Origin of the sequence: Nonomuraea jiangxiensis, assembly GCF_900099965.1 — a bacterium.
Lineage (GTDB): Bacteria > Actinomycetota > Actinomycetes > Streptosporangiales > Streptosporangiaceae > Nonomuraea > Nonomuraea jiangxiensis.
This window is the reverse complement of sequence record NZ_FNDJ01000005.1, coordinates 79908-95431: the sequence shown is the minus strand read 5'-3', so window position 1 is coordinate 95431 and position 15524 is coordinate 79908. Positions and strand designations below refer to the sequence as shown.

At 70.6% G+C, this 15524-nt stretch carries 12 protein-coding genes; 4 read left to right on the top strand and 8 right to left on the bottom strand.

What is annotated here, in order from left to right:
- Positions 1-2: 2 nt before the first annotated feature.
- The gene (locus BLS95_RS12570; RefSeq protein ID WP_218135729.1) at positions 3-728 is read right to left on the bottom strand and encodes an SDR family NAD(P)-dependent oxidoreductase; all 726 of its coding nucleotides are present in this window, start codon (positions 726-728) and stop codon (positions 3-5) included.
- Between the two features lie 122 nt (positions 729-850).
- Entirely contained in the window at positions 851-1015 is a 165-nt protein-coding gene (locus tag BLS95_RS55590; protein ID WP_176993157.1) for a hypothetical protein, read from the bottom strand.
- Positions 1016-1120: 105 nt separating this feature from the next.
- Between BLS95_RS55590 and BLS95_RS12565 the strand changes: the two genes are divergently transcribed.
- The 3 genes from BLS95_RS12565 (at position 1121) to BLS95_RS12560 (ending at position 3606) form a co-directional block, all read left to right on the top strand.
- Entirely contained in the window at positions 1121-1318 is a 198-nt protein-coding gene (locus BLS95_RS12565) for a hypothetical protein (protein ID WP_090931129.1), read from the top strand.
- Entirely contained in the window at positions 1315-1533 is a 219-nt protein-coding gene (locus BLS95_RS54065) for a hypothetical protein (protein ID WP_143043680.1), read from the top strand. Before BLS95_RS12565 ends, BLS95_RS54065 begins: the two co-directional genes overlap by 4 nt.
- Before the next feature lie 1176 nt (positions 1534-2709).
- Positions 2710-3606: an aminoglycoside phosphotransferase family protein gene (locus BLS95_RS12560; RefSeq protein ID WP_090931128.1), complete on the top strand. Its 897-nt coding sequence runs from the start codon at positions 2710-2712 to the stop codon at positions 3604-3606.
- Between the two features lie 544 nt (positions 3607-4150).
- Here BLS95_RS12560 and BLS95_RS12555 read toward each other — a convergent pair.
- From BLS95_RS12555 to BLS95_RS12535, 5 genes are all read right to left on the bottom strand, one after another.
- Positions 4151-4927 carry a class I SAM-dependent methyltransferase gene (locus BLS95_RS12555; RefSeq protein ID WP_218135728.1) on the bottom strand — a complete coding sequence of 259 codons (777 nt, stop codon included), beginning with the start codon at positions 4925-4927 and terminating at the stop codon, positions 4151-4153.
- A gap of 211 nt (positions 4928-5138) precedes the next feature.
- Complete coding sequence (locus tag BLS95_RS12550) at positions 5139-5870, bottom strand: SAM-dependent methyltransferase (RefSeq protein WP_090931127.1); 732 nt, start codon at positions 5868-5870, stop codon at positions 5139-5141.
- Positions 5871-6207: 337 nt separating this feature from the next.
- On the bottom strand, positions 6208-7371 hold the full coding sequence (locus BLS95_RS12545; protein ID WP_245765007.1) for an MFS transporter: 1164 nt from the start codon (positions 7369-7371) through the stop codon (positions 6208-6210).
- Positions 7368-8120: a DeoR/GlpR family DNA-binding transcription regulator gene (locus BLS95_RS12540; RefSeq protein ID WP_281249985.1), complete on the bottom strand. Its 753-nt coding sequence runs from the start codon at positions 8118-8120 to the stop codon at positions 7368-7370. The genes BLS95_RS12545 and BLS95_RS12540 overlap by 4 nt, the downstream gene beginning before the upstream one ends.
- A gap of 472 nt (positions 8121-8592) precedes the next feature.
- On the bottom strand, positions 8593-9804 hold the full coding sequence (locus tag BLS95_RS12535) for an MFS transporter (protein WP_090931126.1): 1212 nt from the start codon (positions 9802-9804) through the stop codon (positions 8593-8595).
- Positions 9805-10109: 305 nt separating this feature from the next.
- On the opposite strand from BLS95_RS12535, the gene BLS95_RS12530 reads away from it, so the two are divergent.
- Positions 10110-12068 (top strand): vWA domain-containing protein, encoded by a 1959-nt coding sequence (locus BLS95_RS12530; RefSeq protein ID WP_090931125.1) that lies wholly within the window; start codon positions 10110-10112, stop codon positions 12066-12068.
- A gap of 1726 nt (positions 12069-13794) precedes the next feature.
- On the opposite strand, the gene BLS95_RS56795 is transcribed toward BLS95_RS12530, so the two are convergent.
- Positions 13795-15348, bottom strand: a complete 1554-nt coding sequence (locus BLS95_RS56795; RefSeq protein ID WP_218135727.1) for an AfsR/SARP family transcriptional regulator — start codon at positions 15346-15348, stop codon at positions 13795-13797.
- Between the last annotated feature and the right edge of the window lie 176 nt (positions 15349-15524).

The window sequence follows — 15524 nt, the reverse complement described above, 5'->3', positions numbered from 1 at the left end:
GATCAGGCGAGGTAGCCTCCATCGATGTCCAGGACTGCGCCGGTGATGAAGGACGCGCCGGGACCGGCAAGAAACGCGATGCCGGCGGCGACCTCCTCGGGGCGGCCGAAACGCCCCATGGCGTTCAGGCCGCGCTGCATGTCGGAGTACGGGCCGTCAGCCGGATTCGTGTCGGTCTCGATGGAACCGGGCTGCACGACGTTGACCGTGATCCCCCGCGGCGCCAGATCGCGGGCGGCCGCCTTGCTGTAGGCCGTGATCGCGGCCTTGGCGGCGGCGTAGTCCGCAACCCCCTGGTAGCCGGCGCGGCTGGCCAGGACCGAGCCGACCGTGACGATCCGGCCACCCTCCCGCAGCACGGCGGCGGCGGCCCGGATCGTGGCCACCACCCCGCCGGCGTTGATGACGAACTGCCGGTCAAGAGCCTTTTCATCGGTGGCCGGATCATCGATCAGGCCCATCGCGGGAGCCGCCGCGTTGTTCACCAGGATGTCGAGCCGCCCGAAATCGGACACCACGTCGCCGACCAGGCCGGCCACCTGCGCGGGATGCTCCTGATCGGCGCGGTAGGCGCCGGCGCGCACCCCGGCGGCACGCAGCCCGTCGGTGACCTGACGGGCACGGTCGGCCGCACTGGCATAGCTGATCGCGACATCGGCACCGGCGTCGGCGAGGGCTCGGGCGGTGGCCGCGCCGATGCCGCGAGATCCGCCGGTGATCAGCGCCACCTTGCCGGTCAGGGGTCCGGACATGAAATGCTCCGTGGGTGGGTGCAGGGGTCTCGGTGAAGATCAGTAAAGGGCGCACCCGTCCACCGGAAAACCCCTACACACCCCTCAAATCCGCCCCGCTACACCGCCGACACCGGCTGCCGCAGCACCGTACGCGGAGCCGGATCATCCAGCCTCGTCAGATATACCTCATGACGCGGCCCCGCCGCCACCAGTCCTCGCTCGGCCATGAACGCCAGCGACCGGTACGCCTCGCTGAACGGCCCCTCCCGCAGCACCTCCACACGCTCTCCTCCGGGAACAACGCCACCACCCCCCGATCGATCGCCGCCCCCCGGACACCCGCACCGCCTCCCGCGCCCGCTGTTCGACACATCATCAAGCAAGCCATGCGCGTCCTCCCTTACGAACAGCGCGAGCGCTACGAGGAAGAATTACAGGCCGAGTTGTTGGCGATGGCGGAGTTGCAGGGCACGAACTGGATGCAAATCCATACTCCATTCAGCAGTGCCGCCACATATGGCACCTACGCACCGCTCTCCGGGTCCCTGACCAGCCTGCATTCTTTCGCTTGCATCGTCGCGTGAAATGGGTTCTCACCTCGGATTGGCGGACGTGGGGACTTCTCGGCCCACTGCTGGCTTTCGCCATCGTCAACGTGTTTCTCCAGCAGGGCTGGGGCTCGGCGTCCTTCACCATCCCGGCCGTCATGGCCTTCTACGCGGGCGTCGAATGGCTACGCAAGCGCTGGGGAGTAGAAGTCGAGCCGCGGAGACGTGATCACAATGCTTCGGCCGAGTGAGAACCGCCATGAGATCGCCCTGGCCCTCTCCCCCGGTCAGGCGGCCTCGTCAGCGTGCCGCCCGGAGGCCAGGGCCGGTCTCACCCAACGATTGGTCCCCGGAAGGCTGCCAGAAGGTGTATTGAACGGCCTCCGGCTGCTAGGGTAACGCGGCTTTCCGGAAGCCGGTTCCCCTTTCAGGCATCCGCCTGCGTTCGCCTGACCTTGGGCTTCGCCCCTGATCCATCGGCTACCGTCAGGCGTACTTGGGCCAGATCCCGCTCTGCCCGCCTCGGTCGAAGTCTTCCACGACGCCCACCGAGCCGACCGCCACGGCATACGAAACGGCCCGGCATCGCTCCGACGTCGGGCCGTTTCATCGCGCTATGCACCGCCCGTCGGTTCACCGGAGCGGGCGCGCGAGGTCACCTAAGAGATAAAGAGGGACCACTGCCTGATCTCGAGATGCGGTGGATCGCATCTCTGGTAGTAGGCACGGCCATTGCGCACCAATTCGGCGCCCGCAGCTTGGCAGGCGGCTTTGGTGGGGTAATAGCCCCAGAACTCCCATCCCGATGCCGTCGATGACGCTTGTGCCGATGACGGCACAAGCGCCGTCATGGCAGCGGCTCCGGCAATGGTCAATGATAAGAGGGCTTTGCGAATCAGCACGGCGGGGTTCCCTTCGTGGTGTTCGTGACCAGCATCTTGACGGTTACATGGCTGTCACCGGATGTCCTTGTCGATGAGCGCCAGTCCCATGCGTTTACGTGCCAACTTCCCCCGCAGAGGGCGCAGAACGAGTGGACGCCGACCATGCGATCCGTCGCGTCGACGCGAACAGCGTCTCCAGCGCGGCCGACCAGCTGTACAGAGCCGGGTGACCCGCCTGGGCCAGAAACGCGGGCACGTCCTGCACGAGATCGTCCGCGGGGTCGGGTCAGAACCGAGCGGCGCTCCGATATCGACGCCTTCCTGAACCGGCTCAACGACCTGCGACACGAGCTGATCCCCGGCCTCCTCGCAGGGATGACCACGATCGCACCAAACCGGTTCGCGGATTCTCTGGCGTATCCGCTCGCGCCTTCGTTCTCGAAGCGAATGATCGCACGGGAGCCGACGTGCGCAGCTCGCGCCCTTTCAAGCCCTTGTGGTCATGAACACGCTTGCTTCGCTGCCTCAGTACGCTGACTTCGCATGACGGACACCGAGATCGACGTAACCGCAGACCTGGTCCGCGACCTGCTGCGGGAGCAACATCCAGACCTTGCGGGGCTGACCATCCGCGAGGTGGCGGGCGGCTGGGGCAACCAGATGTGGCGCCTCGGGGATGAGTTGGCCGTGCGTATGCAGCGTATGGACCCCACCCCGGAGCTCCAGTTCAAGGAGCGGCGGTGGCTACCCGTGCTGGCCCCGCGCCTGCCGCTGCCGGTGCCGACCCCGGTGCGGTTCGGCGAACCGTCCGAGCGCTTCCCCAAGCACTGGACCGTGATGACGTGGGTTCCCGGCGAGCCGCTGGACCACGGCACGATCAGCCGCGGCGCCCACGCGGCCGACACGCTGGCGGGCTTCCTCCAGGCACTCCATGTGGAGGCACCCGCCGAGGCACCGATCGCTACAGACCGCGGAGCCCATCCCAGGAACTGCGCGGACGGCTTCGAGAACTTCTTCCGGGCCGTTGCTCCCGACGACATCGCTGCCGACGTCCGGGCCGTCTGGGACGACGCCGTTGCGGCCCCTGAGTGGGAGGGCCCTCCGGTGTGGGTGCACGGCGACCTCCATCCCGCGAACGTCGTCGTTTCCGACGGAACGCTCTCGGGCATCGTCGACTTCGGTGACATGTTCGCCGGCGATCCGGCGTGGGATCTCGCCGCCGCATGGGTGCTGCTGCCCGCGGGCACGGCCGCACGGTTCTTCGACATGTACGGGCAAGCAGATGAGGCGGCGATCCGGCGCGCCCGCGGGCTTGCCGCTATGAAGAGCCTCTTCCTGATGCTCATGGGGCAGAACGGAGATCGCGGCCTCCCCGGCGGCAAGCCGCACTGGGGACCTGCAGGCCGGGCGGCACTTGATCGTGTTCTGAAGGGCGTTTGATGCACGCAGCTGTGAACTCGGTTGAGGGCCATGTGGCAGGCTGACGCGGCTGCCCACGAGCTCCTCGATGCTCAGCTGGCCGATGGCCTTCCCGAACGCCCGGATCGTTGCCGGGGTGTGAACCTCCGCCAGGTCTGGACATCACTATGGACATCGGGCGCTGGCATTCTGCCCTTGCTGGTCAACGCCTGCTCGACGACATGCGTCGAGGCGCTTCCGTGCCTGCCGAAGGCTACGTCCAGATGGCGCACACGGGCGGACCAACCGTCGGCAACCCCAGGTGGCCGACGGCCTCGCTAACGTGGTGCGGGTCCGGAAGAAGCCCGTAGTTCGGAGAAGCCATCGACCTCGCCCTGACCTTACGTGCGTCATAAGCGAGGCCAGACCCGCCGGTTCGTCAGAGTCGCTCCGACCGATCTCGGAATGCCGAGCATGCCGTCTTACGCGACCGTGGCACATACGGGCCGACGGCTTCCGCAGGCCCCTGCGGGTGGGCCATGCCGGCGAACTCGGCCAAGCGCGGCACGACGCGACTTACGCGGGCTCACTGTGCCCATCCGTGACGTGGCCGGCGTGCCTCGATGAGGAAGCGATGGTCGTGCGTAATGAGAGGGCCCTCGGTGCGGATGCGGTCATGGAGCCGGCGCAGCGCGCCGTCGTAGCGGGCGAGGTCGAAGTCGCGAATCTGCCAGGGAACAGCGCGCAACTGGAAGACGACAGCGGCGATGTCGTGGAAGAGGTAGTCGATCATCTCTTCGCGCGCGTCCAGCACGTCCAGCCCGTGGCTCTGCAGGCGCTCCACCGCGATGGGCAGGGTCCAGCCGTCCGGATCCGCGGGAGGTGGCGCGCCCAGGGCGTTGTTCAGAGCCAGGCCGTTCCGGCTGCCCACCTGCTGCGTGAGCAGCCGGCCATTCGGCATGAGAACGCGGGCCACCTCGGCCGCGTTCAGCCCGCCGTGCCTGTTGAGCACAAGGTCGAAGGCGACGTCGCGTATCGGGATTCGGTCGGCGGCACCGCCCAGCACCACGACCCCGTACGGCCGCAGCCGTTCGGCCGCGACGGGGATGTTGGGCTGCCATGCCTCCGTCGCGACCATGTGCCGGGGCGGCGGAGCGAGCGAGGCCAGGACCTCGCCTCCACCCGTGTCGATATCCAGCGGTCGGCGCGCCGCCGCGAGGAGCTTGGAAGCCCGGCGGGAGTAGGACCACGGTGGCCTTCCGCCGCTCGTCCGCCCGCGCAGCCAGCTGAAGTCCCAGCCCCGCCGTTCTCCACCGGCGGACGCCGCGATGGCCTGCTCGATGAGCATGTCATAGTCCGGCACGCGGCAAACGCTAGTGAGCCTCGCCGGAACCGGCTACTCGGGTCTCGCTGGAACGGAACAGAAACTCGCCCGGCTCGCCTGCCGCGCCACTACCGTGAACCTCGGCGTTCCGGCATTTCGGGACGCTGGTGGCCGCACCGTGAGCGCCAACCCGAAATAGATCATCAACTGGTTCGGGGAATTCATCAACACGCTGCTCGTTCAGTCCGTCCTATGACGTGTGACGCAGCAGCAGGGTGACGAAGCCGAGCTTGCCGCGGTAGCCCTTGAGCCACATGTCACGGTGCTCCAGCGCGGCGGCGAGCGCGGTGTCGCCGTCGGGTCCTGGGTTGTCCATCGCCCAGCGGACCAGCGAGCCGGTCCAGGACCACTCGTACTCGTCCCACTCGGCCGACGAACTGGTGTGCGCGTAGATGGTGCGATATCCGGGCTCCTCGGCCTGGGCGACAAGTCCGGCCAAGTCGGGGTATTTGCCGATCTCGGCTTCCAGCTCCGGCGACGGGGGCGTCTCCCAGTAGCCCTCGCCCACCAGCACCAGCCCCTCCGGCCGGGTCAGCTGCCTGATCGCATGCAGGCTCGGCGTGAGACCGTCGAAGGCGTGCGTGGAGCCGACACAGAGCACGAGATCGTACGGCTCGGCAGCCCTGAACTCCGCCGCCCCCATCTCGTGCAGCCGGATGCGCTCGCTCAGCCCGCGCGCCTCGGCGTCCTTGGCCGCGGCGGCCAGGGCGCCACTGGAGATGTCCACGCCGTCGGCGGTCGAGCCGGGGAACAGCTCCAGCGCCCGCAACGTCCACATCGCCTCGCCACAGCCGAGATCGAGGATGCGGGCACCCTCGCCGAGCTTGGTCCGCCGCAGCAGCTTGTCCAGGTTGGCGGCGCTCACCGGAGCGGCGATCGGGTGGTCGGAATGGGCGATGTTGCTGATCAGGGAACGGTCCATAAACGATCGACTCTACACCCGATAGTTGTCGTGTGTATCGGACAAGTCGGCCTTGTCCTCGTTGCGACCGTCGCAATCACCGATTCCGGCTCACCGTACGGCGCCGGGGTGATCGGGGCCCGCAAGGCCCTCGTCCGGCCTCCCGGCATCGGGGTTCGTCGTAGATCTCCGATGAGTCGGAGCCGGCACCGGGGAGCTCTGCCCAACGGTGCGGCACCCCGATACGGTCGGCGGCCGCGCGCATCTGCGCGATGTAGGTGGCGCGGACATCGACGTCGATCAGGCCGCCCTTGGCGTGATCACTGTCCTCGATGTTACAGCGGCGATCGCCCTTGGCTCACTGCGCCTGCTCCCCCGTGCGTACGCGCAGTGCCGTGGCCGTCAACGCCACGAACGCGGCCAGCAGCGCCGGGATCGCCAGCGCCCGGGGCAGCCCCGTCAACTCGGCCACGCCCCCGATGAACACCGGCCCGGACAGGAGCCCCAGGTAGCCGATCGACGCCACCCGCGCCAGCGCCCGCCCGGCGTAGGCCGGATCCCGGTGCCCGGCGGCCGAGAACACCTGGGGCACGATGCACGACAGCCCCGCCCCGAAGCAGCCGAACCCGATCATGCCCGCCACCGGCTGCCCGACCAGCAGCGCCAAGCCGAGCCCGGTAGCCGCCAGCAGCCCGCAGCCGCGCACCAGCGGCACCGGCCCGAAGCGGGCGGCCAGGCGATCACCGGCCAACCGGCCCGCCGTCATCATGATGGAGAAGGCCGCGTACCCGGCGGCGGCGAACCCGGGTGAGGCGCCCAGGTCCTCATTCAGATAGACCGAGCTCCAATCGGCCGCGGCCCCCTCGCCCACCAGGCAACAGAACGCCAGCACGCCCAGGAACACGATCCCCTTCGGCAGCCCGGCCCGCCCGTGCGCGCCGGGCACGTGAGACGGGATCGCGCGCAGTGCCCACCGCGCCGCCCATGACGCCAGCGCCACGAGCACCGCCCCCACCGACCAGAACGTCACCCAGGGCGCCAGCGCGAAGTGGGCGAACACCCCGCCCGCCGTGGCCCCGGCGAATCCCCCCGCACTGAAGACGGCGTGGAACGACGACATGATAGGCCGCCCGTACGCCCGCTCCACCTCCACGGCATTGGCGTTCATGGACACGTCCAGAACCCCGTGCACCACCCCGAACAGCAACAGCGCCCCCGCCAGCGAGCCCAGGTCCCAGGCGTGGGCGGGAGGCACCAGCACCACCCCCATCAGCAGCGCCGCGGGGATCACGACGCGGCTGCTGCCATACCGGTCCACGAGCCGGCCCACCACCGTCATCCCGACCACCGACCCGGCCGCGATCGCCAGCAGGGCCAGGCTGAGCTGTCCCTCGCCGATCCCCAGCCGCTCCTTGATCGCGGGGATGCGCGCCGTCCAGGTGCCGATCGCCGCGCCGGACAGGAAGAACAGCAGATAGACGGCCGTACGTTCACGCATCAGACCGCCGCGCGAACCCGTCACGCGGCCTCCTTGACCGTCACCCCGGCCGCCACCAGGGCATCGCGCTCCTCGGCAGGGATGCCGGGATCGGTCACCACCACGTCCAGCCGGGTGATCGGGCACACCGCGCCGAACGCCGTACGGGCGAACTTGCCGGAGTCGCACACCACGATCACCCGCCGCGCCGAGGCGATGGCCGCCTGCTTGACCGCCACCTCCGGCAGGTCGTGCGCGGTCAGGCCGTGCTCGGCCGACAGCCCGCAACAGCCGACCACCGCCGTGTCGAAGCGCAGCGCCCTGATCGAGGCCTCGGTGAGAGGGCCCATGACGTTCAACTCGCCCTTACGCACCTCGCCGCCGGGCAGCACCAGTCGCACGCGAGGCGCGGCGGCCAGCAGCGAGACCGCCTGCAGCGCCAGCGGCAGCACGGTCAGGCGCCGGTCGGACAGCGCGCGGGCCACCTCCAGCGCGGTCGTGCCGCCGTCCAGGATCACCGCCTCCCCGTCGGCGATCAGCGACGCGGCCTCCTCCCCGATGCGCCTCTTGGTCTCCACCGCCTCCCGCTCGCGCACCCCGAACGGCGGCTCCTCGCCGCGCAGCAGCAGCGACAGAGCGCCGCCCCTGACCCGTCGCACCACGCCCTGCTGGGCGAGCTCGTCGAGGTCGCGCCTGATCGTCATCTCGGAGACGCCGTGCTCGGCGGCCAACTCCGCCACGGACACGCTGTCGGAGGTTCTCAAGGCGTTCATGATCGCTCGCACACGTTCCATGTGTTCATATAAACACCGATATTGTGCGAAATGCAATGACGGCTATGTGGGGTCCCGGACTGGGACTGATGGGCTCGCTTATACGGCTGTCGTCACTTCGGCGGGGGCGGACCGCGTGCACATCATCGCCGAGAACAAGGCGCGCCGCGGTGGGGTGAGCCCGCCAGGGCCGACGGTGACAGGCGCGTGTCGAGTGCGGTGAACACGCTGCCTGCACCGTTCCGTCACGTCTACAGTGTTTCTGCTCCATTGCTCGTCTGCGCTGCTGGCCGGCGCGCCGTCAGGTCGACGATGATCCTGGAGACCAACAACCTGATGAACATGGCCGGCTGGCGCACTCGGGCGACCCAGTGCGCGAACACCGGCGCACGCCGGCAGATCTGGGTGAAATTCGTCAACCTGGACCTCGCCCAGCACGGCCCCGACACCCTCCCGGCCTACCGGCTGACGGCCGCACCGGCGGAGTTCACCGTCATCCTGCGCCGGACTTGGCCGGGGACCGGCCGGCGGTGTGCCAGCCGATCGCGATCGGCAGCGCGGCGGCGACGCCGGCCGCCCCGGAGAGCGCGATGGCCGTGGCGGTGCCGGTGAGCTCCGCCACCGCCCCTGCCACCGCGATGCCTATCCCCTGCACCGCGACCAGCACCGAGCCCACCAGGCCCACCGCCTGCCCGCGCCGCTCGTCAGGGACGCCGCGGACGAACTCCGCGTTGGCGATCACCTGGTAGGCCGAGAGCGCACCCGCCATCACCCACAGGAGCAGGGTCACCACCAGTCCGGGCCGCAGCGCCATCGCGGTCAGGGGCAGGCTCGTCGCGACCGCGAGCGGGCCGAGCAGCGCCTGCCGTGCGGCGGGCGATACCCACCTGCCGAGCACCAGCACACCGGCCACCGCACCGGCGGGCCCCGCGGCCATCAGCAGCCCGGTCGCCCCGCTGCCCACCCCGAGGTCGCCGGCGTACGGCACCGCCAGCGCGGTGGGGACGGCGTAGAAGCCGGCCAGCCAGGCCGAAGCGGCCAGCAGGCGGAGCCGCGGATCGGCCGTGACGACCCGTACAGCCGCCGCGATCGACCGCAGCGGCGAGTCGCCGGAGAGTCCTTCGGGCGCGGGTCTGGCGGCGAGGCCGAGACGGACGATCAGGGCCGCCGCGAGGAAGGTGGCGGCGTCCAGCAGCAGGGCCCCTGAGGGCTGGATCGTGGCGACGGCGACGCCGCCGAGAGTGAAGCCGAGCAACCGCGCCGACTGGGAGGCGAGCTGGATCGCCGACAGACCGGTGACGTAGCGGCCGCCGTCCAGGATGTGCGGCAGCACGGCGCTGTAGGACGCCCGGACCGGGGCCTCCAGCAGGTGGACCGCGAACAACAGCACACAGATCACCGCGAGCGGGATCCCGGGTGCCGCCATCAGCGCGACGAGGCCCGCACGGGCCAGGTCGCAGGCGAACATGACCTCGCGACGCGGCAGCCGATCGGCCACCCCGCCGAGCAACGGCCCGCCGAGAAGGGCCGGTACGAAGGTCAGCGCGTACGTCGCGGCGGTCAGCGCGACCGACGAGGTCGTCTCATAGGCGATCACCGACACGGCGACGCGGGCGAGCTGGTCGCCGACATCGGAGAGCGCGGTGGCCGACCAGAGGGCCCGGTACTCGCCGGACGCGAACACCTGGCGGAACGTCACGCTCATCGAGCCCCCGAACTACCGGCAGGCCGCGGCCCGCCGAGGCGGGCCGCGGTACGGTCGTGGGCCGCCGATCAGCGGCCCTCCTCAGACACACGGGGATGTGATCAGCCCCAGCTCCAGCCGTCCTTCACCATGTCGAACCCTCCTCTCCTGTCCGGCGGCGTACGTGATCGATTATCGGAAGCGACGAGACCCGGCCACCAGAGGGTTATCCCTGGTCCTGGGGTCGTGGTTGCAGGGTTAACCCTCTGGTGGGCGCGTCGGCCGATCACGAGGATGGGTCGGGTTCGTCTCTATTGGTGGTGGAAATGGCAACAAGAGCGATCGCCGGAAAGCTGGCGGTCATCATCGCGCTCGCGACCGGTGTGTCCTTGCCAGGCGTGGCGGTGGCGGGGCTGACCGGACCCGCGGGTGTCGCCGAGCGGGGGCTGCGGGCGCCGGAACTGGCTCCGGTGATGCTGGTGCTGGACGCGTCGGGCTCGATGACGGCCGCCGCGCCGGGTGGCGGCGACAAGATGCGGGCCGCGAAAAGGGCGGTCGGCCTCTTGGCGCGCCAGGCGCCGCAGGGGGCGCGGCTCGGCCTGACGGTGTACGGCACGGGGACGGGCGGTTCGGCGGCCGAGAAGGCACGCGGTTGCCAGGACGTTCGGGTGGTCGAGGAGATAGGCGCCGATCCGCAGGCCATCGCGCGGGCCGCACAGCGAGTCAGGCCGTCCGGCTACACGCCGATCGGCAGGTCGCTGCGGGTCGCGGCGGAAGCGCTTCCGGAGGAAGGGCCCCGCTCCATCGTGCTGATCTCCGACGGAGAGGACACCTGTGCGCCGCCGGAACCCTGCGACGTGGCGAAAGAGCTCGCCCGGCAGGGTGTGGACCTGCGTGTGCACACCGTCGGCTTCGACGTGGACGGTAAGACCAAGCGGCAGCTGACCTGCGTCGCCCAGGCCACCGGCGGCACCTACAGCGACGCTCCGGACGCCGACGACCTGGGCCGCGCGCTCAACCGGGTCACCCAGCGGGCGCTGCGCGGCTACGAGCCCGCGGGGGTTCCTGTCGAGGGTGGCGCCGACCCGCGTACGGCGGCCGTGCTGCGGCCGGGCTCCTACCTTGACCAGATCGACGGCGGCGAGGCGAAGTATTACGCGGTCGACGTCCCTGCCGGTCATACGCTCTACCTGACCGCTTCATACGTCTTCCCGCCGTTCCATGGGTCAGAGGTGGAGCGCGTGGATCTCTACGCCGCGGACGGCTCCAGATGCGTGTGGCGCACTGACGTCAAGAGCGACCAGAATCCCGCGGCATCGGTGGTGCTGGGCCTGGCCGTGCCCACGGCCGAGGATCGGCGGGACGATCCGTGCCGGCGTCCCGGCCGGTTCGTGGCCCGCGTCGAGCGCGACGAAAGGCTCCAGGCGGACGGGAGCGCCGCGCTGGAGCTGCTGATCGGCCTGGAACCGCCGGTCGCGGATCCTGGCCCGCCGCCGACCCGGACGGAGATCCCCTTCACGGAGCCGGCCGGACCACCTCGGCCGGTCGTCGGTGGAGGGTCGTTCGGCGGCGCAACGACGCTGGAAGGCTCGGGGACCTACACCGACACGATCCAGTACGGCGAATTCGTGTTCTACCGGATATGGCTTGACTGGGGCCAGGGACTGGCCTGGCGGGTCCGGTTCTCCGGAGACATTGACGGCGGCAGCAACGTCGGCGCGCACATGTACACTCAGCGGCGCAACCGGCAGGCGTTCCTCCATGGCGTCTACGACGGCCGCCCGCTGAAGCTGCCGAACGACCGTGACGCGGTCACCACGGCGCCGATCAGATATCAGAACCGGCAGTCCCTCGGCGCGCGGACGCAGAGTGTCGCCGGCTGGTATTACATCGCGGTGCAGAACGGCTTCTACGAACGTGACAACGGCCCCCTTCCTGCCGTAACGGTGACGCTGGAGGTCTCCGTGGCCGGCGAGCGCGAGCCCGGGCCGGCCTATGTGGGCGGTGTCCGGCCCAGGGTGATCTTCGGCGGCGAGTCGTCGTCGCCGGGGGCACAGCAGAGCGGGGTCCCCGACTCCGCTCCAGAGCCGGAGCCGTCGGCAGGGGCTTCCTCCCGGGAGCCCGAGCGCGGGCCCGGCCCACCGGCCGAGCGTCCGCCTGGCCCGTGGGCGCTGGTGGCGGACGCGGGTCCGCTCGTGTGGGCCGGTGTGCCGCTCGTCGTGCTGCTGTTCGGCGGCGGAGCGGTGTTCATGGTCCTTGCCCTCCGGCGCCGCCAGCGGGGGTGAAGGCCACCACAGGATCGCACACCGGATCGCAGGCGAGGATCACTCGCAGGGACGGAACAAGCTCACGGCCTGCGCCGATCTCGACGCGTGACGCGCGGCGTCAGCTCACGGAACAGGTCCGCCCAGCTCTCGCACCAGTTGCTCCGCCCGGCGGGTGAACAGGTGAGCTCCCCGCTCGGCGGACAACGCACGTGCCCGCTCGGCGGCTGCCCGGGCCACCTCGACGCGGGCGCCTCCGGCCATCAGCAACCGGGCCCGCAGCAGGAACAACAACCCCTCGGCGTAGCGCTCGCCGTAGGTCTCGACGACCCGGTCGGCGTGGTCGAGGGCGACGGCGGCGGCGTCCGGCCTGCCGGCGGCGAGCCACATCTCGCTGATAAGGCCGTACCAGGTGGCGAGGCCGGTGAGCGGCGGGCCGAGCAGCATCGCCGTCAGCAGCGTTTCGGCCTCGGCCGCGGCTCCGGCCGGGTCGAGGCCCGTCACGGCGCGCGCCCAGCACCGGATTATGCGGAGGTGCTCACCGAAGAAGGCGAAGGAGAATCCGGGGTCCTCGGCGATGCCTCGTTCGGTGGCGCGCAGCGCCCAGGCGGGGTCGCCGGCGAGCGCCGCGATCACCGAGGCGAACGTCGCCCACAGCGTGATCGCGTACGGGTCGGAACCGGCGGCCTCCAACGTGTCGAGCACCGGCCTGGCCGCGTCGAGGTCTCCGTGCAGCGCGGAGATCTCCGCGTGCATCCCGGCCGCGATCAGGTGGAGATCGCGTCGCAGCGGAACCCCGCTGTAGCCGGCGATGTCTTCGAGCAGCGTGCGGTCCGACCGCCTCTGGTACTCGAACGCGCTGCCGATCTCGCCGATGGCCCACTGGTAGATGGCCCACGCGTGCAGGCCGTAGGCGCGTAGGACCGGATCGGCCGACGCCTCGGTCCGTTCGAGAAACTGCCGCGCCAACCGTTTGGCGCGGTCGAGCCGCATACCCTGGCAGTAGGCCGCCAGGCGAGACAGCAGGAAGTTGACGGCCTCCTCCTCGCGGCCGAGTTCGCGGGCCAGATGCTCGGCGCGTTCGAGGAGGTCGGTCGCGGAGCCGACGTATCCGGGCCCCATGGCGATGACAGCGGTGAGCTGTGACAGCGCCGACAGTTCGAGCTCGGCAAGACCCGCCGAGCGGGCCACCTGCGTCGCCGACCGGAGGTGCTGCTCGGCCGCTTCGAGAGCGGATTTGGCGGCCGCCCGGCGACCGGCACCGATGAGCGCGCTCGCGGTCCGGGACGGGTCCGCGAGGGGGCCGGCGGCCCAGAGATGGTGGGCGACGCGCTCGGCGACGGACTCGACGCCGCTTTCGGTGGCTTCCAGCGCGTCCGCCACGCGGAGATGCAGCCGGACCATCCGGTGCGGTGACGTGGCCGTAGCGACCGACTCGCGGACCAGGTCATGTGTGAAACGCAGCGAGAACGGGTTCCCGGGAGTCGGCCCGAGCAGGCCGAGGCGGTCGACAGGCTCCAGCCGGTCGAGACAGGTCTGGGTGTCGAGCCCGGCAACGCGGGCGAGCAGGCCGAGGTCAACGTCGCGGCCGATGAGAGCCGCGGCCTGGAGCAGGTCGTGCGCCTCGTCGTCGAGGTGCGAGACGCGGTCGCGCACGACGTCCCGCACGGTCGACGGCACGGCCGTGTCCCTGCTGATGTCGCCCGCCGCGGCGAGCAGCCGGGACAGCTCTCGGACGAAGAACGGGTTACCGGCCGTACGCGCGTGGATGCTGCGCACGACGCCGTCCCCGAGGTCGCGGCCGGCCTCGCGGCGGACGAGTTCGGCGACTTCTGCCGGTCCCAGCGGGGCGAGGCGTATGCGGCGATGACCGGACACCCGGCTGGTCACCGCGAGCAGCCGGGACAACTCCGTCCCCGGCGTGGGGGCGCGGTCGCGGAGCGTGCCGATGATCGCGACGCGGCTCGGCAGCCGGACGGCCAGGTGACCGAACAGCTGCATCGAAGCGACGTCGGCCCACTGGAGACTCGATGACGAGCACGACCGGCCGCGCGGCGGAGACCTCGCGGAGCAGCGCGACGACCCGTTCGAACAGGCGGAATTGGCCTCCGGCGTCGGCTTGCTCCGGCTCGGCCGGGGCCCGCTCGTCCGACTCGATGAGGTAGCCGAGCTCGCTGGCCAGCCACTTCTCACGCGACGCCGGCGCCAGGGCGTCCAGGACCGTGCCGATGGCCTGCACCCACGGCCACATCGACGGTGCGCCGGCGTCCTCCAGGCAGTTGCCCCACACGACGTGTGCGCCTCGCCCGTGGGCCGCCTCGGTCACTTCTTCGACCAGCCGCGTCTTGCCGACTCCGGGCTCGCCCTCCACCAGGACGAGCCCGGTACGGCCGGCCAGAGCGGACTCCACCGCCTGCCACACCGCAGCGAGCTCCTCGACCCGGCCGACCAGCCCGGCGGCCGCCAGCGGTGGCTGCCCGGCGTCAACCGGGTCGGCGGCGGCCTGCGGTGGCGGGACGCTGGAACCCAGCACCCGCTGGTGAGCGGCCCGTAGCGCCTCACCGGGGTCGATGCCGCGTTCCTCAACCAGCCGTTCGCGGACCCGCAGGTAGGTGGACGACGCCTCGGCCTGGTGTCCGGCAGTCGCCAGGACCGTGACGAGGGCGGCCTGGACCGGCTCGTGCAGGGGGGCCAACGACGCGGCGAGGCGCAGGGGCTGGAGTACGCGCTCCGGCCGGCCCAGCGAGATCGCGAGCTCGGCCGCCGCGGTGCAGGCGTCGAAGAACTCGTGGTCGAGCGCGACGAACGTCGACATGGCGGCGGCCCCGTGATTCCAACCCTCGGCCGTGGACCCGCGCCACAGCCCGAGGGCGTCGACGTAGCAGGCGAGCGCGGCCGTCTGCCGCCGCTCGGCCACAGCGGCCCCGGCCGCCCTCACCTGGCGGCGGAACCGGACGAGATCAAGGGTCTCGGACTCGGCCACGAACACGTAGCTGTTCCCCCGGCGCTGCAGATAGGACCCGCTCTCCCGCGCCGGCAGTGAGGGTTGGAGGAGCCGGCGGAGCGCGCCCACGTATTTCTGGACGATGTTGAGCGCGCTGGCCGGCACGTCGTCTTCCCAGATGAGGTCGATCAACTGGTTCGTGCTGACGGGCCGGCCGGCGTGGGCCAGCAGCAGCGCGAACAGGAAGGCCTGTTGCCGTGGGCCGGTATCCAGCTCGACGCCGTCCCGCCAGACCCGCAACGGACCGAGGACCTCGATCCGGAGCGCGCGCTCATGAGCCAGGATCGGGATTGCCACGCCTTAACCACCCCGGAAGACAAGCCGTCGGACGGCGGCTACGCAGCACGATAGCTGACCTTCAAGAGCAGCCACCCACAGCAACCCCTACAAGGGCTCCGATGAGCCCGGCCACAGGCCCGACCGAGCCGGCCGAGATCTGCCGCGACGCGCTGGCCGGAGTCGAGGTCGCCGGC

Coding starts and splice junctions, on each gene's coding strand:
- BLS95_RS12535 (WP_090931126.1), bottom strand. CDS start 9,804: ATGAGCGTGACGTTCCGCCAGGTGTTCGCGTCCGGCGAGTACCGGGCC.
- BLS95_RS12540 (WP_281249985.1), bottom strand. CDS start 8,120: ATGGAACGTGTGCGAGCGATCATGAACGCCTTGAGAACCTCCGACAGC.
- BLS95_RS12565 (WP_090931129.1), top strand. CDS start 1,121: ATGCGCGTCCTCCCTTACGAACAGCGCGAGCGCTACGAGGAAGAATTA.
- BLS95_RS12530 (WP_090931125.1), top strand. CDS start 10,110: ATGGCAACAAGAGCGATCGCCGGAAAGCTGGCGGTCATCATCGCGCTC.
- BLS95_RS12550 (WP_090931127.1), bottom strand. CDS start 5,870: ATGGACCGTTCCCTGATCAGCAACATCGCCCATTCCGACCACCCGATC.
- BLS95_RS12560 (WP_090931128.1), top strand. CDS start 2,710: ATGACGGACACCGAGATCGACGTAACCGCAGACCTGGTCCGCGACCTG.